Source organism: Amycolatopsis sp. (assembly GCF_035546795.1).
Taxonomy (GTDB): Bacteria; Actinomycetota; Actinomycetes; order Mycobacteriales; family Pseudonocardiaceae; genus Amycolatopsis_E.
The window spans coordinates 134,760-161,367 of record NZ_DASZWC010000068.1 but is presented as its reverse complement, the minus strand read 5'-3'; the positions used below and the strand labels follow the sequence as shown (position 1 = coordinate 161,367).

General features: G+C 69.4%; 25 protein-coding genes. 19 read left to right on the top strand and 6 right to left on the bottom strand.

Going from position 1 to position 26,608, the window contains the following annotated elements; translation table 11 throughout:
• Window positions 1-14 precede the first annotated feature (14 nt).
• From rpsK to truA, 5 genes are all read left to right on the top strand, one after another.
• On the top strand, window positions 15-419 hold the full coding sequence (gene rpsK, locus VHD82_RS33995; RefSeq protein WP_144747664.1) for a 30S ribosomal protein S11: 405 nt from the start codon (window positions 15-17) through the stop codon (window positions 417-419).
• 23 nt (window positions 420-442) lie between these two features.
• A complete protein-coding gene (rpsD, locus tag VHD82_RS33990) occupies window positions 443-1,048 on the top strand; it encodes a 30S ribosomal protein S4 (RefSeq protein WP_325713199.1) in 606 nt (201 codons plus the stop codon).
• 90 nt (window positions 1,049-1,138) lie between these two features.
• Window positions 1,139-2,200 carry a DNA-directed RNA polymerase subunit alpha gene (locus VHD82_RS33985; protein WP_325713197.1) on the top strand — a complete coding sequence of 354 codons (1,062 nt, stop codon included), beginning with the start codon at window positions 1,139-1,141 and terminating at the stop codon, window positions 2,198-2,200.
• Window positions 2,201-2,280: 80 nt separating this feature from the next.
• Entirely contained in the window at window positions 2,281-2,838 is a 558-nt protein-coding gene (gene rplQ, locus VHD82_RS33980) for a 50S ribosomal protein L17 (protein ID WP_325713195.1), read from the top strand.
• A gap of 68 nt (window positions 2,839-2,906) precedes the next feature.
• A complete protein-coding gene (gene truA / locus VHD82_RS33975) occupies window positions 2,907-3,746 on the top strand; it encodes a tRNA pseudouridine(38-40) synthase TruA (RefSeq protein WP_325713476.1) in 840 nt (279 codons plus the stop codon).
• Between the two features lie 48 nt (window positions 3,747-3,794).
• On the opposite strand, the gene VHD82_RS33970 is transcribed toward truA, so the two are convergent.
• The gene (locus VHD82_RS33970; RefSeq protein ID WP_325713193.1) at window positions 3,795-4,517 is read right to left on the bottom strand and encodes a hypothetical protein; all 723 of its coding nucleotides are present in this window, start codon (window positions 4,515-4,517) and stop codon (window positions 3,795-3,797) included.
• Window positions 4,518-4,602: 85 nt separating this feature from the next.
• Window positions 4,603-5,775, bottom strand: a complete 1,173-nt coding sequence (gene eccE / locus VHD82_RS33965; RefSeq protein WP_325713191.1) for a type VII secretion protein EccE — start codon at window positions 5,773-5,775, stop codon at window positions 4,603-4,605.
• A gap of 95 nt (window positions 5,776-5,870) precedes the next feature.
• Between eccE and VHD82_RS33960 the strand changes: the two genes are divergently transcribed.
• The 4 genes from VHD82_RS33960 to VHD82_RS33945 all read left to right on the top strand — a co-directional run bounded on the left by VHD82_RS33960 (window position 5,871) and on the right by VHD82_RS33945 (window position 8,557).
• Window positions 5,871-6,068, top strand: coding sequence for a hypothetical protein (locus tag VHD82_RS33960; protein WP_325713189.1), 198 nt, complete (start codon window positions 5,871-5,873; stop codon window positions 6,066-6,068).
• A 158-nt stretch (window positions 6,069-6,226) separates the two neighbouring features.
• Complete coding sequence (gene eccB / locus VHD82_RS33955) at window positions 6,227-7,831, top strand: type VII secretion protein EccB (protein ID WP_325713187.1); 1,605 nt, start codon at window positions 6,227-6,229, stop codon at window positions 7,829-7,831.
• Window positions 7,832-8,006: 175 nt separating this feature from the next.
• Window positions 8,007-8,171, top strand: coding sequence for a hypothetical protein (locus VHD82_RS33950; RefSeq protein ID WP_325713185.1), 165 nt, complete (start codon window positions 8,007-8,009; stop codon window positions 8,169-8,171).
• A 32-nt stretch (window positions 8,172-8,203) separates the two neighbouring features.
• Window positions 8,204-8,557: a hypothetical protein gene (locus VHD82_RS33945; RefSeq protein ID WP_325713183.1), complete on the top strand. Its 354-nt coding sequence runs from the start codon at window positions 8,204-8,206 to the stop codon at window positions 8,555-8,557.
• A gap of 69 nt (window positions 8,558-8,626) precedes the next feature.
• Here VHD82_RS33945 and mycP read toward each other — a convergent pair whose 3' ends face one another.
• Window positions 8,627-10,126 (bottom strand): type VII secretion-associated serine protease mycosin, encoded by a 1,500-nt coding sequence (mycP, locus tag VHD82_RS33940; protein WP_325713474.1) that lies wholly within the window; start codon window positions 10,124-10,126, stop codon window positions 8,627-8,629.
• A 46-nt stretch (window positions 10,127-10,172) separates the two neighbouring features.
• Complete coding sequence (eccD, locus tag VHD82_RS33935; protein WP_325713179.1) at window positions 10,173-11,567, bottom strand: type VII secretion integral membrane protein EccD; 1,395 nt, start codon at window positions 11,565-11,567, stop codon at window positions 10,173-10,175.
• A 294-nt stretch (window positions 11,568-11,861) separates the two neighbouring features.
• On the opposite strand from eccD, the gene eccCa reads away from it, so the two are divergent.
• The 4 genes from eccCa to VHD82_RS33915 all read left to right on the top strand — a co-directional run bounded on the left by eccCa (window position 11,862) and on the right by VHD82_RS33915 (window position 18,773).
• Window positions 11,862-15,872: a type VII secretion protein EccCa gene (eccCa, locus tag VHD82_RS33930; RefSeq protein ID WP_325713178.1), complete on the top strand. Its 4,011-nt coding sequence runs from the start codon at window positions 11,862-11,864 to the stop codon at window positions 15,870-15,872.
• 73 nt (window positions 15,873-15,945) lie between these two features.
• Window positions 15,946-17,865 carry a type VII secretion-associated protein gene (locus VHD82_RS33925; RefSeq protein WP_325713176.1) on the top strand — a complete coding sequence of 640 codons (1,920 nt, stop codon included), beginning with the start codon at window positions 15,946-15,948 and terminating at the stop codon, window positions 17,863-17,865.
• Window positions 17,866-18,109: 244 nt separating this feature from the next.
• A complete protein-coding gene (locus tag VHD82_RS33920; protein ID WP_325713174.1) occupies window positions 18,110-18,427 on the top strand; it encodes a WXG100 family type VII secretion target in 318 nt (105 codons plus the stop codon).
• Between the two features lie 49 nt (window positions 18,428-18,476).
• The gene (locus VHD82_RS33915; RefSeq protein WP_325713172.1) at window positions 18,477-18,773 is read left to right on the top strand and encodes a WXG100 family type VII secretion target; all 297 of its coding nucleotides are present in this window, start codon (window positions 18,477-18,479) and stop codon (window positions 18,771-18,773) included.
• A 57-nt stretch (window positions 18,774-18,830) separates the two neighbouring features.
• Here VHD82_RS33915 and VHD82_RS33910 read toward each other — a convergent pair whose 3' ends face one another.
• Together VHD82_RS33910 and VHD82_RS33905 are read right to left on the bottom strand one after the other, a co-directional pair.
• Window positions 18,831-19,451, bottom strand: coding sequence for a DUF4333 domain-containing protein (locus VHD82_RS33910; RefSeq protein WP_325713170.1), 621 nt, complete (start codon window positions 19,449-19,451; stop codon window positions 18,831-18,833).
• The gene (locus tag VHD82_RS33905; RefSeq protein WP_325713168.1) at window positions 19,448-20,347 is read right to left on the bottom strand and encodes a hypothetical protein; all 900 of its coding nucleotides are present in this window, start codon (window positions 20,345-20,347) and stop codon (window positions 19,448-19,450) included. The genes VHD82_RS33910 and VHD82_RS33905 overlap by 4 nt, the downstream gene beginning before the upstream one ends.
• A gap of 190 nt (window positions 20,348-20,537) precedes the next feature.
• Between VHD82_RS33905 and rplM the strand changes: the two genes are divergently transcribed.
• The 6 genes from rplM to VHD82_RS33875 all read left to right on the top strand — a co-directional run bounded on the left by rplM (window position 20,538) and on the right by VHD82_RS33875 (window position 26,607).
• A complete protein-coding gene (gene rplM, locus VHD82_RS33900) occupies window positions 20,538-20,990 on the top strand; it encodes a 50S ribosomal protein L13 (protein WP_325713166.1) in 453 nt (150 codons plus the stop codon).
• A gap of 14 nt (window positions 20,991-21,004) precedes the next feature.
• Entirely contained in the window at window positions 21,005-21,544 is a 540-nt protein-coding gene (rpsI, locus tag VHD82_RS33895; RefSeq protein WP_325713164.1) for a 30S ribosomal protein S9, read from the top strand.
• A 196-nt stretch (window positions 21,545-21,740) separates the two neighbouring features.
• Window positions 21,741-23,075 carry a phosphoglucosamine mutase gene (gene glmM, locus VHD82_RS33890; protein WP_325713162.1) on the top strand — a complete coding sequence of 445 codons (1,335 nt, stop codon included), beginning with the start codon at window positions 21,741-21,743 and terminating at the stop codon, window positions 23,073-23,075.
• A gap of 130 nt (window positions 23,076-23,205) precedes the next feature.
• Complete coding sequence (locus VHD82_RS33885) at window positions 23,206-23,511, top strand: hypothetical protein (RefSeq protein ID WP_325713160.1); 306 nt, start codon at window positions 23,206-23,208, stop codon at window positions 23,509-23,511.
• A gap of 3 nt (window positions 23,512-23,514) precedes the next feature.
• On the top strand, window positions 23,515-26,196 hold the full coding sequence (locus VHD82_RS33880; protein ID WP_325713158.1) for a hypothetical protein: 2,682 nt from the start codon (window positions 23,515-23,517) through the stop codon (window positions 26,194-26,196).
• On the top strand, window positions 26,197-26,607 hold the full coding sequence (locus VHD82_RS33875) for a hypothetical protein (protein WP_325713156.1): 411 nt from the start codon (window positions 26,197-26,199) through the stop codon (window positions 26,605-26,607). It abuts the gene before it with no gap.
• Window position 26,608 lies beyond the last annotated feature (1 nt).

Genomic DNA, 26,608 nt, shown 5'->3' with positions numbered 1-26,608 from the left:
AGAATCACCCCCACATGCCACCCAAGTCTCGTACCTCCGGGGCCAAGAAGGTCCGGAGGAAGGAAAAGAAGAACGTGGCCCACGGCCACGCTCACATCAAGAGCACGTTCAACAACACGATCGTGTCGATCACCGACCCCACCGGTGCGGTGATCTCCTGGGCCTCGTCGGGCCACGTGGGCTTCAAGGGCTCGCGTAAGTCCACCCCGTTCGCCGCTCAGATGGCCGCCGAGAACGCCGCGCGCAAGGCCGCCGAGCACGGGATGAAGAAGGTCGACGTCTTCGTGAAGGGTCCGGGTTCGGGCCGCGAGACGGCGATCCGCTCGCTGCAGGCAGCCGGCCTCGAGGTCGGCACGATCCAGGACGTGACCCCGCAGCCGCACAACGGTTGCCGCCCGCCCAAGCGGCGCCGGGTCTGAGGAACGGGGAGGAGTAACAGAAAATGGCTCGCTACACCGGCCCCGCGACTCGTATCTCGCGGCGTCTCAAGGTTGACCTCATCGGCGGCGACCAGGCTTTCGAGCGTCGCCCCTACCCGCCAGGCCAGCACGGCCGCGGCCGGGTCAAGGAGTCCGAGTACCTGCTGCAGCTGCAGGAGAAGCAGAAGGCCCGCCACACCTACGGCATCCTGGAGCGGCAGTTCAGCCGCTACTACAAGGAAGCCGCACGGCGTCAGGGCAAGACGGGTGAGAACCTGCTGCAGATCCTGGAGTCCCGGCTGGACAACGTGATCTACCGCGCGGGCATCGCCCGCACCCGCCGGCAGGCCCGGCAGCTGGTCAGCCACGGCCACTTCCTGGTCAACGGCGTGAAGGTGAACATCCCCAGCTACCAGGTCGAGAAGTGGGACATCATCGACGTCAAGCCGAAGTCGCTCGGGACCCTGCCGTTCGTCGCCGCGAAGGAATCCTTCGGCGACCGGCCGATCCCGGCGTGGCTCCAGGTCGTGCCGTCCAACCTCCGTGTCCTCGTGCACCAGCTCCCCGAGCGCGCGCAGATCGAGGTCCCGGTACAGGAACAGCTGATCGTCGAGTTCTACTCGAAGTGATCGACCGCGGAGGCGTGCACCCGCACGCCTCCGCTTCGCCATCCCTTTCGGCGTCATATGGCGGGCGCCGGCAGGAAAGGAAACAAGAAAGTGCTGATTTCACAGCGACCGGCCCTCGGCGAGGAGCCGATCAACGAGACCCGGTCCCGGTTCACCATCGAACCGCTGGAGCCCGGCTTCGGTTACACCCTCGGCAACTCGCTGCGGCGCACGCTGCTGTCGTCCATCCCGGGCGCGGCGGTGACCAGCATCCGCATCGACGGGGTGCTGCACGAGTTCACCACGGTCCCTGGGGTGAAGGAGGATGTCACCGACATCATCCTGAACCTCAAGGAGCTGGTCGTGTCCTCCGAGGAGGACGAGCCGGTCACCATGTACCTGCGCAAGCAGGGTCCTGGTGAGGTCACCGCGGCGGACATCGTGCCGCCGGCCGGGGTCACCGTGCACAACCCGGATCTGCACATCGCCTCGCTGAACGGCAAGGGCAAGCTGGAGATCGAGCTGGTCGTCGAGCGCGGCCGCGGGTACGTGCCTGCCCTGCAGAACAAGCAGGCCGGTGCCGAGATCGGCCGGATCCCGGTCGACTCGATCTACTCGCCGGTGCTCAAGGTCACCTACAAGGTCGAGGCGACCCGTGTCGAGCAGCGCACCGACTTCGACAAGCTGATCCTGGACGTGGAGACCAAGCCGTCGATCACGCCGCGGGACGCGGTCGCGTCGGCCGGTAAGACGCTGGTGGAGCTGTTCGGTCTCGCCCGCGAGCTGAACGTCGACGCCGAGGGCATCGAGATCGGCCCGTCGCCGCAGGAGGCGGACACCATCGCCGCCTACGCGATGCCGATCGAGGACCTGGACCTCACCGTCCGGTCGTACAACTGCCTCAAGCGCGAAGGCATCCACACGGTGGGCGAGCTCGTCTCGCGCAGCGAGGCGGACCTGCTCGACATCCGCAACTTCGGTGCCAAGTCGATCGACGAGGTCAAGCTGAAGCTGGTCGGTCTCGGCCTTGCGCTCAAGGACAGCCCGCCCGGATTCGACCCGACGGCCGCCGCCGCCAGCTACGACGGCGAAGGCTGGTCCGAGGGCGTCGAAGGTATTTCCGACGCTGGCCACGACGATGGCCAGGACTACGCAGAGACGGAGCAGCTGTAGGCCGCTGACTGCTCGCCCGCCGCGGACGCACGCGGTGGGCGGCCACGGCCTCCAGCCGCAAAGCTGAACGAGGAGAAGTAATGCCCACCCCCACGAAGGGCCCCCGTCTCGGCGGATCGTCGGCCCACCAGCGGCTGATCCTGGCCAACCTGGCCACGTCGCTGTTCGAGCACGGCAAGATCACGACCACCGAGGCCAAGGCCCGCCGCGTGCGCCCGCTCGCCGAGAAGCTGATCACCAAGGCGAAGCGGGGCGACCTGCACAACCGCCGTCAGATCCAGCGCGTCATCCGTGACAAGGACGTGGTGCACAAGCTGATCGCGGAGATCGGGCCGCACTTCGAGAACCGTCCGGGCGGCTACGTCCGGATCACCAAGACGGTCCCGCGCAAGGGCGACAACGCCGCGATGGCGGTCATCGAACTGGTGCAGGAGCAGTCGGTGGCGGCCAGCGTCGACCGTGCGCGCAAGAACACCGCCGCGAAGGCCGAGGCCAAGACCGAGGAGGCTCCCGCCGAGGAGACCACCGAGGAGACCGTGACCGAGGAGGCCTCCACCGAGGAGACCACCGAGGCCACCGAGTCGGCGGAGACCGCTGACGAGGCAGGCGCGGACGAGTCCAAGAAGGACGAGTCCTGACGGAGTTCTCCAGCCCGTGCGACGAGCCCGCTTCTCCCGACAGGGAGGGCGGGCTCGTTCGTCTGCGCCTGGACGTGAGCTACGACGGCACGGAGTTCTCCGGCTGGGCAAGGCAACCGGGTCGTCGCACGGTTCAGGGCCTGTTGGAGGACGCGCTCGCGAAGCAGCCTCCGGGGGCCTCAGTGCCCCGCTCGGTCGTTGTGGCGGGCCGGACGGACGCCGGGGTGCATGCGACCGGCCAGGTCGTGCACGTGGACGTGGTGCCGCTGGCGGCAGGCGCCGCCGGCCGGTTGACAGTGGACGAGCGCGGCATTCCTGATCTGCAGCGGATGACGCACCGGTGGAACAGGTACCTGCCCGGCGACGTCCGGGTGCTCGGCGCGCGGGTGGCGCCGCCGGGGTTCGACGCCCGGTTTTCCGCCGTGCGCAGGCATTACCGCTACCGCGTCGGCGACGCGCCGTGGGGTGTGGACCCGCTCCGCCGCCACGACACGCTGCCCTGGACGCGGCCGCTGTCGGTGGAGGCGATGAACGAGGCGGCCGCGGAGTTGTTGGGGCTCAAGGATTTCGCGGCCTTCTGCAAACAGCGCGAAGGCAGCACCACGATCCGCGAACTGCAGCGGTTCACGTGGCATCGCGTGGATGAACATCTCGTGGAGGCCAGGGTTTCGGCCGACGCGTTCTGCCATTCGATGGTGCGCAGCCTCGTCGGCGCCCTGCTGATGGTGGGGGACGGGCGGCGCGCGGTGGGCTGGCCCGCGGAGGTGCTTCGCAGCCACGTGCGGGACAGCGCGGTGGCGCCGGCGCACGGGCTGACGCTCATCGGCGTGGACTACCCGCCGGACGATGAGCTGGCGGCCCGCGCCGAGCAGACCCGCAACGTCCGGCAGGAGTCGGAAACCCGTTAGCGCACAAGCATTTCCGCCGGGCGGGCGCGCACCCACCCGGCGGCGTGCTCAGTCGCCCCGACGGACCGGGCCGAGCAGCTGCTGTTCCTTCGCCGTGGTGACCAGGCGCATCGGCCGCCACAGGTTCGCGCCCAGTGCCACCACCTGGTCGTCCTTGAGCGTGGTGAGCTGACGCATCATCTGCGGCGGCAGCCGCCAGATCCGCGAAGCCAGCTCGGACTGGCCGACCGGAAGCCGTTGCATCAGCACGATGTCGGCCGCGTTCGCGATGGTGGTCGCCTGCGGGTGCAGGTACGGCAGCACGTAAACCGTTGTCTGCCAAGGAGAACGCGGGGGGAACAGATCCTGCGGGGTCGGCCCGCCGTCGGTGACCACCAGCAGCGGCGCGTCCTCCGACGGCCGCGGCAGCTCCACCGGGGAGAGCCGGCGGATCTGCACCAGCGGCGACGGACGGCCGCCCGGCTGGCTGCCCGCCGCGTTCGGCAGCATCTGCCACGCCGCCGGCCGTCCGGTGGCGATCACCACCCACGCGCCGACGGCCATCGCCCGTAGCGCCACCTGGCGCGCCAGGTAGAGGCCGCCGACGAGGACGATCCTGGTGGGGGTGGAGCGCAGGGCCGAAATGGTCAGCGGTTCGCCCTTGAGCCCCGAGCCGACGATGATCCCGCCGCGGTCCCCGGAGGGGCTGATCGCGTCCAGCAAGACCGGGTCCACAGTGAACTCCGGCGCCACCCCGTTGTTCCGGCCCGGATCCCGTAGCCGCAGGCTCATGCGCCCCCCTCTCCGGACGCGGCAAGCCGCGGCTGTGTCGTCACGTCGGCTGGCATGGTGCTGGATGATTCGCTCGCAAGCTCGCTCATGCCGTCCCTCCCATCGGCAGCGTGGCCGCGAGTCCGTCGACCTGCAGCCCGCGCAGCGGGGTCAGCGAGACGCCAACCCGGTCGGCGAGGCTCGACAGCCTGTCGTCCGCCTGGTCCAGTTCACGCGGGTTGCGCGCGCTCATCCGCACCACGCCGCGCAGGCCGACGTGGCCCTCGTCGTCGGCGGGGGAGATGGACAACGCGACCGTGGCGGACAGGGCCCGCACACTGGTGAGCGCGTTGAGACTGTTGGTGATCTTGCCCTTGGGCCAGCTGGTGATCGCGTAGCTGGCGTGCCCGATCCCGGCGGCCGTCACGCTCGTCCAGCGCTCCCGCAGATTCACCCGCGCGTCCGAGCCGGACACCGCGGTCAGCTCGGCCGCCGAGATGCCGGCTCGCAGCAGCTCGTCCGGGTCCAGCGGGCGGGTGGGGATTCCCTTGGACTCCAAGGCGTTTCGCACCCGGGAGAGCGCGCCGATCAGCGCGCGGTGGGCACCGACGACACCTCCGCCGCGTTCCCGCACCGCCGCCGGGCAGCGCCGCGGGTCGAGCCGGATCGCCACCCAGGTGGTGCGCCGCGCCGCCGCGGGCAGCGGGCCGAGCACCTCCATGTACGAGCTGAGCGCGGGCGACTCCGACGGGAGCGCGGCCGAACCCGGGTAGCAGTGCCAGATGACCTGGATGGAGTCGAGGACCACGCCGCGGTCTTCGAGGCAGGGCGCCAGCGCGGACAGCGGCAGGCTCGGCGCCCCGCCGGCCTGGGTGATCAGCGCCGGGGTGGGCTCGACCAGCAGCACGGCCGTCCACGTGCCGTCGTGCCAGGCCAGGCCGACCTGCTGCCGTTCATGGTCGATGCCATGCGCCACAACGAGATCCGGCACCACGAGGCGCAGCAGCGACACCCGCGCGTCGTCCGGGCCGGTGACCGACTCGTCCTTGGCGGGTTCGCCGGTGGGCCGCGGCGGGGTGGCGATGTGGTCGTGGGTGCGGAACGAGTACCGCAGGGTCAGCCCCACCCATTGGGTGAACCACTTGCCACGCCAGCGGATGATCGCGATGAGGAACGCCACGCCCAGCACGCCGATGCCGACGTAGAGCAGCGACTTGTTGATGGCGAGCAGGATCAGCCCGATCGCGAGGCCGATCTCCAGCACCACGAGGTTGACCACCGGCAGCGGGCCGAGGCTCGCGCCCAGGGTGCGCCGGCGGGCGGGCGGCGCGATCGGCGCCGGGGTGGCGCCGGGCGGCTGCGCGGGCGGGCCGGGTGGGGGTCCCCCAGGACCTCCCGGACCACCGCCGCCCGGACCACCGCCACCGGGCCCGCCGGGGCCCCCAGGCCCGCCCGGTCCACCAGGCCGGCGAGGCGGCGGACCGCCGGGCCCGCCCTGGCGTGGTGGCGGACCCGCCGGGCGCCTTGGCGGCGGCGAGCCGGGTGGCCCGCCCGGTCGTGGAGGCGTGGTGACGGACATCCGCGCTTTCTTCCCCTCGTTTTGCTGCTTTGCCGAAAGCCGGTTCCGAGTACCCGGTACTGGGGCGAGTTCGGCGAAACCCGCACCAGTACGGTTCTCGTACGGTTATCCTGCGGAACCGTACCGCGACTCGGGGAGCTGTAGGTCGAGAATGCCGTCAACACCGACAACAAAGTCTCAGGTCCAGGCCTATCGGTTCGTGCTGCGCCGGATGCAGTCCGCGCTGGTCCGGCGCGATTCGGTGATGTTGCACGACCCGATGCGCACGCATGGCCGAGCGACGCTCGTCGGGTTCATCATCGGCCTGCTGGGCATTGTGGGTTTCGTCATCTTCGGCCTGATCAGCCCGTCGCCGTCGGTTCCGTCGTCGGGCATCGTGATCGGCAAGGAGTCCGGCACCATCTACGTCGTCTCGGGCAACCCGAAGTCGCTCACCCCCACGTTCAACCTCGCCTCGGCCCGGCTGCTGCTGATGTCGCAGGCGCAGGGCGGCGCCGTGCAGGCCACCACCCCCGAGGTGGTGCCGGACGACGCGCTGAAGGACATCCCGCACAACCGGCGCACCGGCATCGTGGACGGCCCGCAGCTGCTGCCCACGTCGAGTCAGCGGATCTCGGACGACTGGGCGGTCTGTGACCAGCTCAACGTCAACAAGAACCTGCCGTCGTCGATCCAGCTGCAGCAGGCGACCCTGGAGACCTCGGTGTTCGCCGGAGTGTCCAGCCTCGGCACCGCCCTGGCGGACAACCAGGCCGTCCTGACGATCGCGGACAACGGGAAGTACTACCTGATCTACAAAACCGCGGCCAGCACCGACCCGAACAACACCACCCCGGACACTGTGCGCGCGGAGGTCGATCCGAACCAGCAGGCGGTGGTCTCGACCTTCGGCCTCAACGGGGCGCCGCAGCGGCACATCTCCACCGGACTGCTCAACTCGATCCCGCAGGTGAGCCCGCTGACCCCGCCGACGATCCCGAACATCGGGGCGGCCACCGGTTTCGCGCAGCTGCGCTCGGAGGGGCTCAAGAACGGCAACGTGTTCGCAGTCAACAGCGTCAGCGGCGCGCGGGACGTGTATGTGTTGCTGCCCAACGGGATCCAGAAGGTGTCGGCCGCGGTCGGCGACCTGATCCGCGCGGCACAGTCCGGTAGCAAGGACATTCCGCAGGTCAGCCCGGACGAGATCAACAACATCCGGGTGATCCAGCCGACCGACGCCGACGCGCTGCCGGTGAGCTCCATGCCGGCGGAGGTGCCCACCATCCTCGACCCGACGTCGTTCACCTCGGCCTGTCTCGGTTGGACGGTGAAGGACAACCGGCCGGAGACGACGGTGTACGTCGGCCAGGCTTCGCCGGTGCCCGCGGGCGCGTCGATGATCAAGATCGGCAAGCCGGGGCCGGACGGGCTGAAGATCGACAACTTCTACCTGCCGCCGGGCCGCGGTGCGGTGGTGCAGTCGGCCACGTCGGCGGACACCTTCGGCAAGGGGCCGATGAGCCTGGTCACCGACAACGGGCTGCGCTACGGGATTCCGGACGCGAACACGCTCAAGGGCCTTGGTCTGGACGACCCGGCGCCACGGCCCGCGCCCGAGGCGATCATTTCGCTGCTGCCGACCGGCACCTCCCTGAACGTGACCGCCGCGCAGACCAGCTACGACGACATCCCGGTCGACCCGGGCGCCGGGACCTATCCCTCGGTGCAGCCGAGCAAGGCGGCTTCCGGGGCCACGGGTTCCTCGGGCAACTGAGTCCACTTCGGACGGAGAAGGCCCGGCAGCTCGGCTGCCGGGCCTTTTTCGGTTGCGCGCTTGGCCTACGGTCCAGGTATGAGCGGGCCTCGAACGGAGCCGAGCGCGGAGGAAGCGTGGGATCCAGGAGTCGCGTGCTGATGGTGACTATGTCCCGCCCCGCGCCCTGCGGTTCTTGCCGCCGCCTTGGGACGAATGCGACTGGGGCCGGATCGTGGACCTGCCGCGCACCGACGAGCGGGTGGCGGAGGCCCGGCGGGTGGTGACCGTGCTGCTGGAGGACCCGGACTTGGCACGTACGTGCCTGAGCCGCCGTCGCCCGGCCTGTTGTGGCACGTGAGGGCGGAATTCTTTCAGGCGGTCGGGGACAGGATGCCTCGCGCGAGCCAGGTGACGTGGGCAGGTGTGGACGAGCTGGTGCGGGAATGGCGGGGGCGGGAGAACCTGTACTCGCTGCAGCGGCACGTCGTGGAGCACGTCGAAGTGGTGGTGCTCGCAATGATCCCGTTCCTACGGGACGACACGGCCGGCTCGGTGTTCCGGTGGCTGGCTCGCGACCCTGATCCGGGCCGTTTCGCCGAGTGGGCGGTGGAAACGGCCGAGCGCTGCGTGGCCGAGGACATCGGTGCGGACTCGGCGATCGCCAGCGCCACCCGCAGCGGGCGGTCCGGCGAGTTGGGGCAACGCGGAGGCGGCGCTGGGGATGCTCGCCGATTTGGAGCGTGAAAGGACGAGAGGGTAAGGCCAAGGCTCGGCAGCCGAAAGCTGCCAAGCCCTTCCCCTGGCGCATACCGTTCAGGCCGTGCGGTTGCGGCGGATCGTGTGCATCACGAACAGGGTGATCAGCAGGACCAGCAGCCCGCCCCCGGTGCCGGCCAGCGCGACGATCGTCGGGGTCCAGTTCTTGTTCGCCGCGGGCGGGAGGCCCGATGGCAGCTGCTTCGCCTGCGCCGCAGGGATTCCCTCTTCCTGGGGCACGACAGCCGTCAGCGCGGCGACCGGGTTGACCACCCCGAAGCCGATGTAGGAGTCCCGCCCGCCGGGCGCGCCCGGGTGCTGGGCGGTGGCCTCGATCCGCCGCATCACCTGGTATGCGTTCAGATTCGGGAACTCGGCGCGCACCAGCGCGGCCACCCCGGCGACGTACGGCGACGCGAAGCTGGTGCCCTGGATGTCCTGCTGCTGCCCGCCTTCGACGACCTGGTTGGCCAGCTGGTCGGTGCCCTTCGACGGGTCCAGGGACGTGATCTTCGTGCCCGGCGCGGCGACGCTGACCCACGGGCCGTTCATGCTGAACGACGCGACACTGCCGGTGTCGTCGATCGCCGCGACGGACAGCACGTCGTCGGAGAACCACGGCGGGCTGACGATCGACCGCGGTTTGTTCGGGTTCGGCTGGTTGTTCTGCGGGCAGGAGTCGGAGGTGTTGCCCGCCGCGGCGACCACCACGACGTCCTTCACCGCCACGGCGTAGTGGATCGCCGCCTGTAGTTCCTGCTCACCGCTGTTGATCGAGCCGTCGGCGGCGCGGCAGTTGTCCACCGACATGTTGATCACGTTGACGTTCAGGTTCGCCGCGCGCACCACGGCCTGCGCGAGGGTGTGCGTGTTACCCGCGCCCTGCCCCTGTTGCCGGGTGCCGTTGCCGGTCTGCTGGCCCGAAGTGCCGCCCCCACCGCCGCTCGTGGGGGGCTGACCGCTCGAAGACGAGGCGGGCGGGGAACCGGCCGTGGAGGTCTGTTCCTTGAGCGAGTAGTTCTGGCTCGACTGCCGGATGGACACGATCTTCGCGTCCGGGGCCACTCCCTTGAAGCCGATGCTGTCCGGGGTGCTCGCCGCGATGATCCCGGCGACCTCGGTGCCGTGCCCGTCGCAGTCCTCCAGCCCGTGCCCGGCGGGATCCACGTAGTCCCCGCCCGATTCGACGCCGAACTTCAGGTACGGGTGCGGGGTGACGCCGGTGTCGATGACCGCGACGCGCTGACCGGCGCCCGCGCTCCCGCGCTTCGCGACCGCGAGTTGTTGCGCCTGCTCGATTTGCAGGTACTGCTGCCCCCACGGCTTCTCACGCAGCACGATGTTGTTGTTGAGGTCGCGGGTGACGCATTCCGTCGTCTTCTGGTACGGGATGCCGGACGCCCCACCACCGTCGCCGGGCGGGTTGGTGCTCACCGGCGGCGGCGTGGCCCAGTACCCGTCGGTCGACGAATCCTGGGCCCTGGCCGGGACGAATGGCGAGAAAATCCCGAAGGTCGCGGTCAGCAGTACGGCGGCCGTCCGGCCGGGCACCCCCATGCGCACGCGCGTAACCCCTCTCGTGTCGTTGTGGGACACCCGCGGTTCAGCCGAACGAGATGTGCCGCAGCGTCGTGTACAGGTCCATCACGGCCAGCGAGAGCGGCAGCACCGTCGCGATGCAGATCGCTTCGATGATCTCCACGGTCCGGCGCAGCGGCGGCGAGAACCGGTGGTTCGGGAACACCACGCCGACCACGAGCGCCCCGGCCGCGACGATCACCAGCGCGCCGAACACCCACAGCAGCCTGCCCAGCGTGCCCTGCGAGAAGAGCCAGCCGATCAGGATTCCGGCGGCGGACACCATGCCGGTGGTCAGCAGTGCCACCGCCTGCGCGCCGTTGGCGTAGGACCGGGCGCGCAGCAGCAGCACGAGCGTGGCGACGACGCCGGTGATGATGCCGAACGCCCCGGGCGCGGTGGCCGTGATGATCGCCGCGACCGCGGTGGCGCCGCCACAGCCGATCAGCAGGCCCGTCATGTAGTTGTGCGCGACGGCCGTGCGCTGCTCGATCGCGGTGTAGTCCGGGTACGAGTCGTCTTCCTTGAGCTCCTCGGCGGTGCCCGGCACGTGCGGCAGCGGCAGCTTCGCGAGCCAGATCGTGGCCCTCGGCAGCACCGAGATCGCGGCGAGGGAGACCGCCGCGGTGCCCGCAGCGATACCGGCCGCGGGGTGCGCGATGAGGGTGGCGACGGTGAACGCGAGCACGCCGATGACCCCGGCCGTCGCGGCCGCGATGAACGTGGTGATCCCGGATCCCATGATCATGATCGCGACGGCGGCGACGATCACCACCAGACCGCTGGCGAGCAGGAGGCTCGGCCGGATCGACAAGCCGGGCACGGCGCAGAACCCGGCGACGAAGGCGAACGGAAGCCCGCCCGCGGCCGCGATGACCACGCCCGTGGCTTCGGCCTGGTACGCCTTGGCGAGCGTCGCGCCGACGGCGACGCAGGCGATCGCGCCGACACCGGCGGTTAGCGCGGCGGCCAGTCCGTTCCCGCCGAACAGCGGGCCGCTCATGAACAACGCGAAGGCGGCGACGAACAGCGCCAGCCCGCCGGCGATGTGCCCGATCCGGTTGGCTGTTTCCTTTGTCCACGGCCGGAAGCTGTCCGGGTCCGCGTCCGCGATCGCGTCCACGACGTCGTCGTAGAGCGGCGGCGGCGGGTTCTCGTTGCGGCGGCGCAGCTGCAGCAGCTCACCGTCGATCACGCCGAGCGAGGCCAGCGTCCGGCTCGGGTCGAGCGGGGAGTCACCGAGCTTGGCCAGCGACCAGCCGCCGTGCCGGGCGCCGCCGTCCGGCGACGTTTCTCTCGCCATTTCCAGCAGCATCGGCAGCAGGTCCGCGACCGCAACGTCAGCCGGTAGCGCGACGTCGATCCGGGTGCGCGGCGCGACCACCGTGACCCTGCTGAATACCGTCGTGCCCGTTGCCACTGGATGCCCCCTAAAGAATGAGAATGCTGCGGGCTACTTATACCCGCGGACGCGCCCGGTGCGTCGCCCGGCCGTACCTCGCCCGTACTTCGGGTGCCTCCGACCTGGTCCGAATCGCTCCGGATTGTCGGTGGGCCGTCCTAGTATCAACGAACCTGGGGTCGACATGGGGTGGTTTCGCCGAGAACGCTCGCGCTTCGGCGGTCTTGCCCCGCGCGGGGGTTGTGGTTCGCTACCGTGTGGGTCGTCCCTGGCCAGGCTGTCCGGGCGTCGAGGTTGAAGAGGGGTCCTTCGGTGAGCACGCTGCAGTTCAAGAAAACGCCACGCCTGGCGGCGCCGCGCCCGCCCGGTGGCGAGGTGCATCTCGAACCGCCGCCCGAGGTGCCGAGGACCATCCCGGGCAACGTCGTGCAGAAGCTCATGCCCGTGGTCATGATCGTGGCCACCGTCGGCATGGTCGTGGTCATGTTCACCACCGGTGGTTCCGCGGCGAAGAGCCCGACCACGCTGATCTTCCCGATGATGATGCTGATGTCGATGGGCGGCATGTTCGCCGGCGGCGGGAAGGGCGGGGGCGCCAAGAAGGCCGAGATGAACGAGGACCGCAAGGACTACCTGCGGTACCTCGGTCAGATGCGCGAGCGGGCCAGGGAGGCGATGGCCGACCAGCGGGCCGCGCTGGAGTGGGTGCACCCGGATCCGCAGGCGCTGTGGTCGCTGGCCGCGAGCCGCCGGATGTGGGAGCGCCGCCAGAACGACCAGGACTTCCTGCACCTGCGCGTCGGCCGCAGCTCGCACCGGCTCGCCACCCGGCTCGTGCCGCCGCAGACCGGCCCGGTCGACGAGCTGGAGCCGATCGCCACGCTGGCCTTGCGCCGCTTCGTGCGCGCGCATTCGATCGTGCCGGACCTGCCGACCCAGATCACGCTGCGCGGGTTCGCCGCGGTCAGCCTGCAGGGCGACCGCGAGCTGACCAGGGGGCTGACCCGCGCGATGCTGGCGCAGCTGGTCACCTTCCACAGCTGTGACGACGTGCTGATCGCCGTCGCCACCGCGGGCCGCGCGAAGGCCGAGTGGGAATGGGCCAAGTGGCTGCCGCACGCGCAGCATCCCGAACTTTCCGACGGCATCGGCCAGCTGCGCATGATGGCCGGTTCGCTGGCACAGATAGAACAGTGGCTCGACGCCGAGCTGCGTGAGCGGCCGCGGTTCTCCCGCAACGCGACACCGAACCCGGACCAGCCACACGTCGTGATCGTCATCGACGACGCCGAGGTCACCCGCGAGGAGCAGATCGTTCTCGAGGAGGGCCTGGTCGGGGTCACGCTGGTCGACCTGTCGGACTCGCTCGGCAACCTGGCGGCCCGCCGTGGCCTGCGCCTCGTCGTGGAGCCGACGCGGGTCGGTGCCCGTAGTGCCGGCGGCATCGAGTGGTTCGGCAAGCCGGACACCCTCTCCGTCGTCGAGGCGGAGGCGTTGGCGCGCAAGATTTCCCCGTATCGGGTGGGCACCGCCGCCGAGGAGGCCACCTCCGACGAGCCGCTGCTGTCCAATCCGACGCTGCTGGAGCTGCTCGGCATCCCGGGCGACCCGATGACGTTCGACGTGCAGCAGGCCTGGCGCCCGCGGCCGATCCGGGACCGCTACCGGGTTCCGTTCGGCGTCGGCGAGTTCGGGCAGCAGGTCGAGCTGGACATCAAGGAGGCCGCCGCCGAGGGCATGGGCCCGCACGGGCTGTGCATCGGCGCGACCGGTTCCGGTAAGTCGGAGTTCCTGCGCACGCTCGTGCTCGGTCTGCTGGCCACGCACTCGTCCACCGCGCTGAACATGATCCTGGTGGACTTCAAGGGTGGTGCGACGTTCCTCGGCCTGGACAAGGCCCCGCACGTCGCGGCCACGATCACCAACCTCGCCGGTGACCTGACGCTGGTCGACCGGATGAAGGACGCCATCGCCGGCGAGGTGGCGCGCCGCCAGGAGGTGCTGGCGAAGGGCAACTACAAGAACGTCTGGGACTACGAGAAGGCGCGCGAGAACGGCGCCGACCTCGACCCGCTGCCCGCACTGTTCATCTGCATCGACGAGTTCTCCGAGATGCTGACGGCCAAGCCCGACTTCATCGACATCTTCCTCCAGATCGGCCGGGTCGGCCGGTCGCTGCAGATGCACATGCTGCTCGCGTCGCAGCGGCTGGAGGAGGGCAAGCTCCGTGGTCTGGACACGTTCCTGTCCTACCGGATCGGGCTGAAGACGTTCTCCGCGGCGGAATCCCGCGCGGCGATCGGCGTGCCGGACGCGTTCGAACTGCCGTCCATCCCGGGTTCGGGCTACCTCAAGTACGACACGTCGACGATGGTCCGGTTCAAGGCGTCGTATGTCTCCGGTCCGTACCGGCCCGCCGGCATCAAGACCGCCGGTCCGGTCGCGAACGTCGTCCGCGCGGACAAGCGGCCGCAGCTGTTCGTGCCGGACTTCGTCGAGCTGCCACCGGAACCGGAGCCAGAGCCCGAACCGGTGGAGCAGGTCAAGAAACCGGAGTCGGACGAGGCCACCGAGCCCAGTGAGCTCGAGGTGATCGTCGACAGGCTGATCGGCCAGGGCCCGCCTGCGCACGAGGTGTGGCTGCCGCCGTTGGAGGAGCCGAACTCACTCGACACCCTGCTGCCGAACCTGAATCCGACCGAGGACCGCGGTCTGTCGCCGGTCGGTTTCTTCGGCAATGGCAAGCTGCAGGTGCCGCTGGGGATCGTGGACCGGCCGTTCGAGCAGCGGCGTGACCCGCTGTGGGCGGATTTCTCCGGTGCCGCCGGGCACGGGGTGGTGGTCGGTGGTCCGCAGTCGGGCAAGTCGACCCTGCTGCGCACGCTGATGATGTCGATGGCGTTGTCGAACACCCCCGAGGAGTTCCAGTTCTACGCCGTCGACCTCGGTGGTGGCACGCTCGCCGGGCTCAGCGAGCTGCCGCATTGCGGCGGGGTCGCGGTGGCCCGGCGTGAGCCGGACAAGGCCCGCCGGATCGTGGCCGAGCTGAACACACTCGCCAACGAGCGGGAAGGCCGGTTCGGCGCGCTGGGCATCGACTCGATGGGTGACTTCCGCAACCGCAAGCGCCGTGGGGAAATCCCCGCCGATCAGGACCCGTTCGGCGACGCGTTCCTGGTCGTGGACGGCTGGCGGGCGATCCGGGACGACTTCGAGGAGCTGGAGCCGCAGATCACCGCGCTGGCCCAGCGTGGTCTGGCCTACGGCGTGCACGTGATCATCTCGGCCAGCCGGTGGGCGGACATCCGCCCGGCGATCAAGGACATGCTGGGCACCCGGTTCGAGCTCCGTCTCGGCGATCCGAGCGAGTCCGACATCGACCGTCGGGTCGCGGTGAACGTGCCCGAGGGCAGGCCCGGTCGTGGCCTGACGAGGGATCGGCTGCACATGCTCGGCGGGCTGCCGCGGATCGACGGCAGCAGCGACACCGAGAACATCGCGGCCGGGGTGGCCGACGCCGTCGGCAAGATCAAGTCCGCGTGGCAGGGCCGGATCGCCCCGCAGGTGCGGCTGCTGCCGGAGACGATCACCTACGACGAGGTGCTCTCGCTCGACAAGCAGCGCAACTCGAAGCTCGTGCCGATCGGGATCAACGAGGACGAGCTCGCGCCGGTGTACCTCGACTTCGACTCCGATTCGCACTTCGTGGCCTTCGCCGACGGCGAGTCCGGCAAGACGAACCTGCTGCGGCAGATCGCGCGCGGGATCACCGAGCGGTACACGCCCAAGGAAGCCGTCATCGTGCTGGTCGACTACCGGCGCACGATGCTCGGCTTCGTCGAGGGCGCGCACCTGCTCGGCTACGCGGTCTCGGCCAACCAGCTGGACGGGATGATCAAGGACATCGCCGGCTCGATGACGCGGCGGCTGCCCGGCCCCGACGTCACCCAGGAACAGTTGCGCAACCGGTCCTGGTGGAAGGGGCCGGAGCTGTTCGTCCTGGTCGACGACTACGACCTGGTGGCCACACAGACGTCCAACCCGCTCAAACCGCTGTCGGAGTTCCTGGCCCAGGCCAAGGACGTCGGCCTGCACGTGGTCGTGGCCCGGCGCACCGGCGGCGCGTCGCGCGCCGCCTACGACCCGATCATCGGCAAGCTCAAGGAGATCGCGGCCCCCGGCATCGTGATGAACGGCAGCAAGGACGAGGGCATGTTGCTGGGCAACGTGAAGCCGAGCCTGCTGCCGCCGGGCCGTGGCACGCTGGTGAGCCGCAAGGTCGGCAAACAGTTGATGCAGGTGTCGTGGATCCAGCCGGAGTGAACCGGCTCCGCCGGCGCCCCGTGTCTGTCCAGATGACGGGTGTGCGGGCCGGGCCGCGAGAAGAGGTGCGCCGGTGACGGTGCGGGTCGCGGTCGACTTCGGCACGTCGAGCACCTGCGTAGTGGCGTCCATCAACGGGCGTGAGCCGCAGGTGGCGGTCATCGACGGGCAGCCGCTGATGTCGTCCGCCGTCTACGCGGCGGCGGACGGCACGTTGTTCGTCGGCCAGGAGGCGGAACGGCAGGCGGCCGTCGATCCGTCGCGTTACGAGCCGAACCCGAAGCGGCGGATCGACGAGGGCGAACTGCTGCTCGGCGACAATGTGCTCCGGGTGACCGACGTCGTGCACGCCGTACTGGCGCGCGCGGTTTCGGAGGCACGCCGGCTGGCCGGTGGCGCCGAGGTCGAGCTGCTCGTGCTGACCCATCCCGCGGACTGGGGCGCGGTGCGCACGCGGCTGCTGCGCCAGGCCGCCGGTGGTTTCGCCCGTGAGGTCACGCTGGTGCCGGAGCCGGTGGCGGCGGCGGTGTTCCACGCCGCCACGTTCGCCCCGGCGGAGGTGAACCGGGATCGCACGGTCGAGGTGAGCAATCGGCCGGGGGAGACCCTGGCCGTGCTCGATCTCGGCGGTGGCACGGTCGACGTCAGTGTGGTGAGCCGGATCCCGGTGCCAAGGGGCAAACCGGGCCGTGGCGGGTTCGAGGTGCTGGCCACTCGCGGCGACCCCAGTTTCGGTGGCGCGGATGTCGATCAGGTGTTGCTGGAGCACGTCGGGGAGCTGGTGTCCTCGGCCGATCCGGAGGCCTGGCGCGAGCTCGTCGAGGGCCGCGAGCTGGCGGACCGGCGTCGTCGGCGGGTGCTGCGCCAGGATGTCCGCGGCGCGAAGGAAACGTTGTCCCGGCACGCATACACCGATGTGCCGATGCCGCCGCCGTTCGCCGACGCGCATGTGACCCGGGAGGACCTGGAGAAGCTCATCGCCGCCCAGCTGGGCCGTGCGGTGGAGCTGACCTGCGCGGCGATCGACGAGGCCGGGCTGCGCCCGAAACAGCTCACGGCGATCTTCCTGGTGGGTGGTTCGAGCCGGATTCCGATGATCTCGAGACTGGTCCACGAGCGCACGGGTGTCGTGCCGACCACCTTGGACCAGCCGGAAACCGTTGTGGCGCGCGGAGCTTTGCTCGCAGTCCGGCCGGAGCCGGCGAGGCCGCCCGCGGCAAGGCCGATCGGGGAGCAGCGCACGGAGATCGTGCGCAACCCGTCGCGGCCGTCGTTCGCGCCGCGTCCGCCGATTCGGCCGGGCACCGGGTTCAACGGTCCGGTCCGCCCCCAGCACCCCGGCGGCCCTGGCCGCCCGCCCGGCTCCCCGCCGCGCGGTATGCCGGCGGTTGCCGCGCCGCCCGCCCGCCCGGCCGCGGCGCCACCCGCGGTTCCGGCGCAGGAAGCCAAGCCACGCAAGAAAAAACTGCCCTGGCTGATCGGTGGCGCGGTGGTGCTCGTCGCCGCGGTGGTGACCGGTCTGCTGCTGGTGCTGAACCAGGGCGACGACCCGCCCGCGGGAAAAGTCGTGGCGCAGTACAGCTATCAGTTCACCGCGCCAGCGGACTGGACGCAGACGGGCGGGGATCCGAAATACCGGGAAACGCTGATCAAACCCGGCGACGCGACGGACAAGAACGACGCCATTTCGGTTCAGGAGTACCCGCTCGGCTATGACGCCACGGCCAATCCGCAGCAGCTGGCCGACGAGCTGCGCACCCAGGCGCAGAACGCGGGCCCGGTCTATTCGGGTTTCAATGCCGACGCGATGTTCGCCGGCCGGAAGGTCATCTACTACCGCCAGGCCGGCAACTACGGCCCGATCGACTGGTACGTGCTCGCCCAGGGAAAGGTCCAGGTGAACGTCGCGTGCCAGTACGCGACGCAGCCGGCGCACGACCGCGTCGCCTCGGCCTGCGACCAGGTGGTGCGCGGGCTGAAGATCATCGGCTGAGTTCGTTGAAAGCCTTTCGTATTGCCCGCCACGGTCGAGTGAAGCTTTCGCATTAGTAAATCCGCGCCTTTTCCCGAGGTCGCGGGGTGTTTTCCGGTTCGGTTCCACGGTCGGGCATTTACTCTCGCAACCACTTCCCGGCAAAGCGCGACAAGGTGGAACCGGACATGGCAAGGTCTTCGTCGTAAGTCCGTACCCACAAGCGCAGTACGGATAACACCACTAACGAAGGGGGCAACCTCCCATGGCAGGCGGTTTTACCGGTGACCCGGCACAGTTTGCGGACGCCCATCAGAAGGTGAACGAGACCAAGCTGCAGATGGACCAGAACCTGCAGAAGCTGGCCGGCGAGATCGAGGCGACGCAGGCCGGCTGGTCCGGTCCGGCGGCCAAGGTGTTCCAGGAGGTCATGGACGCCTTCGGCCAGAAGTCGAAGAAGCTGAACGACGCGCTCGAGCACATCGCCGAGATGCTGAAGTCCTCCGGTGTCCAGTACGACACCCAGGACCAGGACGTCCAGCAGCAGATCAGCTCGCTCCAGGCCGCGCTCGAAGGCCTGTAAACCAGCCACCGGAATTCACCGAAACTCTTAGCTAAATCGGAGGGAACAAATGCCTGACGGCGCCATGAAGGTTGATTACGCGACGATTCACCAGGCCGCGGACGACTGCAAGAAGGCCGGTGGCGAGATCGAGTCGCTGTTCGACCAGCTCAAGTCGAACATCGCCCCGCTGACCGAAAGCTGGACCGGTGACGCGCAGGACGCGTGGCACCAGCGGCAGAACGAGTGGAACCAGTCCCTGGAGGACATGAAGGGTCTGCTCGCCCGCATCGCCACCGCGCTGCCGCAGATCGCCGACGGCTACCAGTCGACCGACTCGGGCATCACCAAGATGTTCGGCGGCTGAGTCCACTTCGGACATCCGAATAGGGCCCCGGAATCGACCGGGGCCCTTTTTCGCGCGCTATTTCGGTGCGCCGACCTCGTACTGGGCCTGGTCGTTGAGCACCCGCACGGAGACCTTTTTCGGCTGCCCCGCGACGGTGGCGGAGCATTCGAACGTGGTGCCCGTCTTCACCGGCTGATCGGCGGGGCAGCTGACGTCCTTCACGTCACCTTCGCCGAAATCCTCACGCAGCACCTTCTGCACGCCGGCCTGTACGGCGTTCTGGTCGAGCACCTTGCCCTGGAAGACGCCGAACTGCCAGAGGCCGACGCCGACGGCGGCGAGGACCACCACGACGATGCCCGCGATGAGCCAGGGTTTCTTGCTGCGCTTGGGTTTCCTCGGTTCCGCGCTGAACGCCCCGAAGCCGCCGTAACCGCCCGGCTGCTGCGGGGCATAACCGGGATTGAAGCCCTGGTACGGCTGACCTTGTTGCGGTGTCGGCAAAGGCTGCTGGCCCGGTGGCTGTTGTTGTTGCGGCGCAACGGGCTGCTGCGGCGCCGGCTGCTGCTGGTACGGCGGGCCGGGCTGCTGCGGCGCCGGCTGCTGCGGGTACGGCGGCTGCCATTGCGGGGTGGGTCCGCTCGGCGGGCCCCATTGGCCGGGCTGTTGCGGATAAGGCGGCTGGGTCACGGTCACCGGTCCTGGATCTCGCCCATGCGGTTGTAGAAGTCGTCCACGGCGGCGCTGTCGGCGAGCACCGTCACGTCGGCGGCGTCGGGCACCTTCGGCAGGTCGTTCTCGGTCGGGACCCCGTCGAGCCGGTAGTGCTCGTTGATCTCCAGCTCGTGCCCGTCGCCGGTGACGGTGCCGCCGAGTTGCAGATCGGTGAGCTTGCCCTGCCCGTCGAGGGTGATCTTGGCCTGGAACGACTTGGTCTTCATCTCCGGCCCGATCTGGTCCAGGATCGACTGCGGGAACGTGATCACGCTGTTGTCCAGGAATGCGGTCATCGTCACATTCGCGGTCAGCTCGATACTGCCGTCCGCCTTGCTGTTGGCGCTCTGCGCGCCCTTGCTCTTGGTCACCGAGTCGTCGATGGCGCCGAGCATCTTGCAGACGTCGTGCGAGCCGCCCCAGTAGCACTCGTTGTAGTCACCGGCTGTGTAAGGCATGGATACCCAGTGTGTCGGCGCCAGGCTCGCGTACACCGGGCCGAGTAGCAGGTACTCGACCGGGCTGTTGGCCGGGTGGAAGTCGTCGAGGTACTCGTTGGAGTCCTGGTTCGAGTGGTTCTTCGACAGCCGGGCGGGCGGGTGGCCGAGCTGCACGGCGGTGATGGTGCTGTTGATCTTCTTCTGGTCGAACCGGGCGAAGGTGTCCTGGACGCTCTTGCGGGTGTCGTTGTTGCCGAGCGAGTCGGACAGCTTCTGCAGCGTGTCGGAGAACTTGGCGCTCAGGTAGCTCGACACCTCGTCGCCGTTGGGCACCGGGGTGCCCGCCGTCGCGTTGCCGCAGGCACCCGCCAGGAGCGCCACCGCGCACAGCAGGGCGGTCAGTCTGGTCCTCGATCGGATGGTGGTGCGCGCGGTCACCGGGCTGCCCCTCCTAGGACCGTTCTTCGGGTGTCAACTGCGCGTCAGACTAGTATGGACAGCGCCCGGTGCCCCCGCTTCACGCTTCATCGGAGTGTGGGGGTATCTTCATATGTCGTTGTGCGCTGCGGCGCGTAAGCGCTAGGCCCGCACTCGACCCCACACGCAAGTTTGACGACGAGGTAGACCCTTGCCCACGTACAGCCCTAAGCCTGGCGATGTGACCCGTGCCTGGCACGTGATCGACGCCGAGGATGTCGTGCTCGGCCGGCTCGCGACCGAGGTCGCCACGCTGCTGCGCGGCAAGCACAAGCCGACCTACGCCCCGCACGTGGACACTGGTGACTTCGTCATCATCGTCAACGCGGAGAAGGTCGCGCTCACCGGTAACAAGCGTGACCAGAAGTTCGCGTACCGCCACAGCGGTTACCCGGGCGGTCTGCGCAAGCGCTCCTTCGGCGAGCTGCTGGACACCCGTCCCGAGCGGCTGCTCGAGAAGGTTGTGCGCGGCATGCTGCCGAAGAACAAGCTCGGCCGCGCGCAGGCCAAGAAGCTCAAGGTCTACGCAGGCCCGGAGCACCCGCACAGCGCGCAGCAGCCGCAGCCGCACGAGATCAACAAGATCGCGCAGGTCGCCAAATGAGTGAGGAACAGTCTGTGACCAGCACTGAGACCGAGGCCGTCGTGGCTGAGGCCACCGAGGCCACTGACACCGCTGCCGCCCCCGCCGCCGAAGGCGCCGTCGCCACCAGCGAGACGCCGGCCGCCACGAGCGAGACCGCGGCGGCCCCGCGGCCCTCGCGCGCCGCCGGTGGTTCGGCCCAGACCGTCGGCCGCCGCAAGGAAGCCGTCGTCCGGGTGCGCCTCGTGCCGGGCAGCGGCGAGTTCAAGCTCAACGGCAAGAGCCTTGAGCAGTACTTCCCGAACAAGGTGCACCAGCAGCTCATCCGTGAGCCCCTGGTCACCGTCGAGAAGCCCGACTCGTTCGACATCTTCGGCAACCTCAAGGGTGGCGGCATCTCCGGGCAGGCCGGTGCGCTGCGCCTGGCGATCGCCCGCGCGCTCGTCGAGGTCGACGGCGACGACCGTCCCGCGCTGAAGAAGGCCGGCTTCCTCACCCGGGACGCCCGCTCCACCGAGCGCAAGAAGTACGGCCTGAAGAAGGCCCGTAAGGCTCCGCAGTACAGCAAGCGCTGACCCGCGGTTTTCCAGACGAGGGCGCCCATCCGCGCGGATGGGCGCCCTCGTCTGTTTCGCCCTCGGGTAACGCCGGGTCCCCGTTGTGCGTTCTCAGGCAGAAGGCACACCCGGGGGCCGGGCCCTGGGCGCGGGTTACGGTCGGGTGCCGGGACTGGGTTGTCCCGCGCCCAAAGTGGTTCGAGGAGAGGAACAGATGGCTCGCCTGTTCGGCACCGACGGGGTGCGTGGCCTCGCCAACGGAGATCTGACCCCGGAGCTCGCGCTCGCCGTCGCGGCCAGCGCCGCCAGGGTGCTCGCTGCCCACGATCGTTCCCACCGGCCGGTCGCCGTGGTCGGCCGTGACCCCCGCGCGAGCGGCGAGATGCTGGAAGCCGCCGTGGTGGCCGGGCTCGCATCCGCCGGTGCGGACGTGCGGCGCGTCGGGGTGCAGCCGACCCCGGCTGTCGCGCATCTGGTCGGGGCGCTGGGCGCGGATCTCGGGGTGATGATCTCCGCCTCGCACAATCCCATGCCGGACAACGGGATCAAGCTCTTCGCCGCGGGCGGGCACAAGCTCCCCGACGGGATCGAGGACGAGATCGAGGCGGCACTGAGGGTCGAGACCACCAGGCCGACCGGTGCGGAGATCGGGCGGGTGTCCGACGTCGTGGACGCGGCCGACCGCTACGCCCAGCACCTTCTCGACTCCACTCCGCATCCGCTCACCGGCCTGCGCATCGTGGTCGACTGCGCGAACGGCGCGGCCTCCTTCGTGGCGCCCGAGGTGTATCGCAAGGCCGGTGCCGAGGTGATCGCCATCCATGCCGAACCCGACGGCATCAACATCAACGACGGCTGTGGCTCGACGCACATGGGCCGACTGCAGGCCGCCGTCCGAGAACACGGGGCGGACCTGGGTATCGCGCACGACGGCGACGCCGACCGCTGCCTCGCGGTGGACGCGGCCGGTGAGCTCGTCGACGGCGACCAGATCATGGCGATTCTGGCGCTGGACATGGCCGAGTCCGGCGAGCTGACCCACGACACTCTGGTCGCCACCGTGATGAGCAACCTCGGCCTGCACCTGGCGATGCGCGAGTACGGCGTGCTCCTGCGCACGACGAGCGTCGGTGACAGGTACGTGCTGGAGGAGCTGCGCGCCGGCGGTTACGCCCTCGGCGGCGAGCAGTCCGGGCACGTCGTGTTCCCGGCGCTGGCCACCACCGGCGACGGGCTGCTGACGGCGTTGCGCGTGATGAGCCGGGTCGCGGCCACCGGCCGGACGCTGGCCGAGCTGGCCGGGGTGATGCGCCGGCTGCCGCAGGTCCTGATCAACGTGCGCGTCGCCGACAAGGCCGCCGTGGTGGCCTCGGAGATCGTGCGTGACGCGGTGGGCTCGGTCGAGGCCGAGCTGGGTGCCGAAGGCCGGGTGCTACTGCGCCAGTCCGGCACCGAACAGCTCGTCCGGGTCATGGTCGAGGCGCCGTCGCAGGACGTGGCGCAGGCCGCCGCGGACCGGCTCGCCGGGGTGGTTTCCGCCGTCTCCTGACCGGTCTTCGTCAAGTTTGCTGTGCTCAGCCGGGTCGGTCGGTACATTCTGTGCATATGCGACGGCACCGGTGCTGCCCCGGTCGCGTCGGAGGTTTCGCAGAGTCGATCGAGACCGGTAGGGGGAGACCATGTCAGGTGGGGGCTATCAGGCGGACACGGGCCAGCTGAGCGCTGGTGCCAACGCCTACACGCAGGAGGGCGAGGCGCTCGGCCAGGCCGCGGGCAAGCTCACGTCCACCGTCTCCACCGGACAGGTCGGCAAAGCGTGGTCCGATGTCGCGGGCAAGTACGGCGAAGCCTTCGGCAAGTTCAAGGACGCGGTGGCCAAGTACGGCACCTCGGTGACCGCGTTCGGCGGTTCGCTCGGTTCGGCGTCGCAGAAGTACTCCGCCAACGAGCAGGACCAGAAGAGCTCGATCCCGGGGCAGGGCTGACGCATGAGCAACTGGCTTGAGGGCGTTGCCAAGGAAGAGGGGCAGAAGGAGTTCAGCACCGACGACATCAAGCAGATGCGGGCGATGCTGGACGATCCCAACGTCTCCGACGAGAACAAGCAGAACATGCTGTACGCGCTGTCCAACATGGGCGCGATCAGTGACTCCGAGATCGACAAGTACGCCGGCCAGATCGGCGCGGACGCGGGGGACATCAAGGACGGCGGGCAGAACCCGCTGGAGAACATCGCCAACGCCAAGGCATCCCTGCCCGCGGCCCGCGAACAGCAGCGGCAGGGCCAGGCGAAGAAGGCGCTCGACGACAGCCAGAAACGGCTCGACGAAGGCAACTTCAACAACTCCGACGAGATCATCGACCAGGGTGACGTCGGGCTGAAGATCTTCGACGACTTCTACCCCCGGTTCACCAAGGCCGGCGGCCAGGCCACGTCGGGCACGTCCGACGCGCCAGGGGCGGCGCTGGATCCGCAGAGCCTGCGCGCCGCCACGGCCGAGTTCCGCGGGATCGACTTCACCGCGTTCAAGACCGACGCGACAGCGCTCACCGACGCGGGCAAGGCCGTCACCGACTCCACCCAGCACCTGGCCACCGCGTGGTCGAGCAACATGGCCGACTGGAAGGGTTCCGGTGCCGCCTCCGCGAGCAAGCACAAGGCGAAGATCGATGCCGGTGCGGCCACGTTGTCCCAAGCGCTGGGCAGTGCGCCGGGCACGATCACCCAGGGCAGCGACACGGTCCAGCAGCAGGTCGTCGACTTCGCCAAGCAGGTGCACAACCAGTGGGGCGACGGGAAAATGGCGCAGCTGACGCCATCGGACGTCGACAACCTGTTGCAGGCCAAGGACCAGCTGCCCGGGGTGATCTCGCAGCTCGAGCAGAAGATGCAGGAGCTGAACAACCGCAGCACGTTCGACAAGATCGTCGGCGGGGTGCTCGGGTTCTTCATCGGCGGGCCGATCGGGGCGATCGCCGGGGTGATCGGCATGTCGTTCGCGGACAAGATCACCGAGGACAACATCGAGGAAGAGACCCAGAAGTACAAGCAGGCACTGACCGACACCCAGACGAAGCTGCAGCAGTTCACCCAGGACTACTCGACGCGGGCGAACTCGGTGCAGCAGCAGGCGCAGAACGCCAAGCAGGGCGTGCAGCAGACCTACGACACGCTGGTGCAGAGCCTGGACAAGGGCATGGAGCAGGACCCGTTCGCCGGGGTGGACACGCCGGATCAGGGCACCGGAAACGGGAAAGATTCCGGCAAGGGCAGCGGTTCCGGGTCTGGCTCCGGTAGTGGCAGTGGCAGTGGCAGTGGCAGTGGCTCGGGGAGCGGGGCCGGATCGGGCTCCACGACGCCCGAGTCGACCACGCCGAGTGACCCGGCGCAGGTGGCCGAGGCTGCGAAGAAGGAGGCGGAGCAGGGGATCAACCCGATCACCGGCAAACCGCTGGAGGTCGACCCGGACACCGGCCGGCCTTATCCGATCGACCCCAAGACGGGGGAGGCGATCAAGGACGCCGGCGAGCCGGAGACGATGACGGTCCAGAAGGGCGACAACAAGATCGAGATGTCCGAGCCGGACAAGGACGGCAAGATGGACATCAAGATCGACAGTGGTTCCGGCGCGCCCAAGGACTATCAGCTCGACTGGGGCGACGGTAAGGACGCCGCCGCCCCGGGCGCAGGGGCGGACGCGGCGCAGGCAACGGGTGACAAGACGTACACGCCGGGGCCGGACGGCAAGATCCACATCGAGGATGGCAACCTCAAGATCACCGCGGAACGCCCCGACGGTCCGGATGGGCCCACGGTCGTGACGGTGGACGACGGTTCGGGCACCCCGACCACGTACACCCTCGGCGAGGACAAGGACACCGCCGCGGCGGGCGACGCCGGCACGGACGCCTCGGGCCGGCAGTCGGCTACGGACCAGTCGGTGACCGGCCAGTCGGGCGCGGATCAGTCGGTGACCGGCCAGTCGGGCGCGGATCAATCAGCGACCGGCCAATCGGGCACGGATCAATCAGCGACCGGCCAGTCGGGCACGGATCAGTCGGCGACCGGGCAACCGGCTACGGATCAGTCGGCGACCGGGCAGCTGGGCGATGCCTTCGCCGCGCCCGGTGACGTGCAGGTCGATCAGTCTACTGTGGACAGTTCGGCAGTCGGCGATTCCGGTGCCGCCGCAACGGACTCCAGCGGCGGCACGGCAGCCGATGGTGCCACCAGCTCCGACTTCCAGGCGACAGCCCCGGCGGCGTCCTCCGACGGCATCGGAACCGTTGGTGGAGCGGCGGATTCGGTCGGCGGCCCGGCGGGCTCGATGAGCGGTTCCCTCGGTGCGGCGGCTTCGCTGGACGCGGGCGCGCACACCGGGTCGGCGATGCAGCAACCCGCGGCCGCGAGCGGCCTCGGCGCGGCGCCCTTGGGCCTCGGCGATCCGGGCTCGGCAGCGCAGCAGCAGGCGTCCGGCGGGGCGGGCAGTCTCGGCATGATGGGGGGCATGGGCGGGATGGCCGGCGGCGGCGGCGAGGACCAGGAGCGCCGGTCCAGCGCCTACCGCGTGGACGGCGGCATCTTCAACACCAGCGGTTCGGGCGGGCGGATCAGCGGTTCGCTCGACGACGAGGGTGACCGGTCGGTCTCCTACGAAGGGCAGCGGTAGATGACCAGCGTCGATCCGTTGGTGGAGCAGCGGTTCGCGGAAATCCTCGCGGGCACCCGGGCGAAGGCGGCGGCGATCACCGAGAGCGTCGAGGCCAAGCGGCAGGAAATCGCCGAAGAGTCGCAGCGCATGCGTGGGCAGAACGAGCAGCTCTGCAAGCAGCTCGACGAGCGCAGCGAAGCCAAGGCCGCGGCGAAGGAAGATCCGACGGCGCGGAACGAGTGGTTGAAGCGCAACTCGCCGCAGGACTCGACCTTCAACTTCGGCGAGGCCGAGGAGCAGGCCCCGCCTCCGGCACCTCCGGTGGTCCCGGAGACGACCGAGCGCACCCCGGCACCGGGCAGGCCAAGGCATTCCCGCCGGGACGAGTTCGACGAGGACGACTTCTCGAACAACAGCTGGCTCAAGTAGC

Coding starts and splice junctions, on each gene's coding strand:
- rpsK (WP_144747664.1), top strand. CDS start 15: ATGCCACCCAAGTCTCGTACCTCCGGGGCCAAGAAGGTCCGGAGGAAG.
- rpsD (WP_325713199.1), top strand. CDS start 443: ATGGCTCGCTACACCGGCCCCGCGACTCGTATCTCGCGGCGTCTCAAG.
- rplQ (WP_325713195.1), top strand. CDS start 2,281: ATGCCCACCCCCACGAAGGGCCCCCGTCTCGGCGGATCGTCGGCCCAC.
- VHD82_RS33970 (WP_325713193.1), bottom strand. CDS start 4,517: ATGAGCCTGCGGCTACGGGATCCGGGCCGGAACAACGGGGTGGCGCCG.
- eccB (WP_325713187.1), top strand. CDS start 6,227: ATGCCGTCAACACCGACAACAAAGTCTCAGGTCCAGGCCTATCGGTTC.
- VHD82_RS33945 (WP_325713183.1), top strand. CDS start 8,204: ATGCCTCGCGCGAGCCAGGTGACGTGGGCAGGTGTGGACGAGCTGGTG.
- mycP (WP_325713474.1), bottom strand. CDS start 10,126: ATGGGGGTGCCCGGCCGGACGGCCGCCGTACTGCTGACCGCGACCTTC.
- VHD82_RS33920 (WP_325713174.1), top strand. CDS start 18,110: ATGGCAGGCGGTTTTACCGGTGACCCGGCACAGTTTGCGGACGCCCAT.
- VHD82_RS33915 (WP_325713172.1), top strand. CDS start 18,477: ATGCCTGACGGCGCCATGAAGGTTGATTACGCGACGATTCACCAGGCC.
- glmM (WP_325713162.1), top strand. CDS start 21,741: ATGGCTCGCCTGTTCGGCACCGACGGGGTGCGTGGCCTCGCCAACGGA.
- VHD82_RS33885 (WP_325713160.1), top strand. CDS start 23,206: ATGTCAGGTGGGGGCTATCAGGCGGACACGGGCCAGCTGAGCGCTGGT.
- VHD82_RS33880 (WP_325713158.1), top strand. CDS start 23,515: ATGAGCAACTGGCTTGAGGGCGTTGCCAAGGAAGAGGGGCAGAAGGAG.
- VHD82_RS33875 (WP_325713156.1), top strand. CDS start 26,197: ATGACCAGCGTCGATCCGTTGGTGGAGCAGCGGTTCGCGGAAATCCTC.